Source organism: Pseudomonas sp. FIP_A4 (assembly GCF_036701605.1).
Taxonomy (GTDB): Bacteria; Pseudomonadota; Gammaproteobacteria; order Pseudomonadales; family Pseudomonadaceae; genus Stutzerimonas; species Stutzerimonas phenolilytica.
Map to the genome: position 1 here is coordinate 1 of NZ_JAYDXP010000075.1, position 589 is coordinate 589.

Below are 589 nucleotides of genomic sequence, written 5' to 3' on the forward strand. Positions count from 1 at the left end.
GCCTTCCCCAAACATAAACGGACCTATGGTGCAAAAAAAGGAACTAAAAAAATGCATTGTAGAGCGCATAAAGATAAAAAAAAGTGACCTAAAGTGCTTTCTGCAAAAAAGAGCGCTCTCGCACTGTATTTATGGGAAAAAAAAAAAAAGTACAGATGCTTTTTTACAAATACAGCGCTCTTGCGTTGTATTTTCGCAACACAAAAAGTGAGTACAGATGTCTTTTTGCAAAAAACGCTATTGAAGTGCAAGATGGAAGCGCGAAAAATGAACCGGGGATGCGACGTGTAAGATTACCTACACCTTAGATGCAATAGCTTCTTCGGACACTGGACACATGCATTTGTTTTCCGTAAAGTGTTAGACTATATGTTATTATACAGATTCAAATATACTATCCGTTTCAGGTAAAACTCCCAAATTCGGATGTTCGAAATCCAATGATGGGTAACCAGTACGACCGTAATTCTGTAAAACAGTTTGTCGAATATCAGGCTGAATCTCTTCAAAGCGTGTTCGAATGTCATTGAGAAGCTGCAGCGTGACATTGGACAATAATGATGGCAGCCACTGAGAAAGTGCCTTTTGC

The 589-nt window shown here is 39.0% G+C and carries 2 protein-coding genes; one reads left to right on the forward strand and one right to left on the reverse strand.

The features are described from left to right. Window positions 1-211 (forward strand): hypothetical protein (locus U8L64_RS00590; protein ID WP_333392749.1); only part of this gene is annotated, 211 nt, incomplete at its 5' end. 164 nt (window positions 212-375) lie between these two features. Here U8L64_RS00590 and U8L64_RS00595 read toward each other — a convergent pair. Continuing rightward, window positions 376-589, reverse strand: a 214-nt coding sequence (locus U8L64_RS00595; protein ID WP_333392751.1) for a hypothetical protein, incomplete at its 5' end; no start/stop codon positions are given.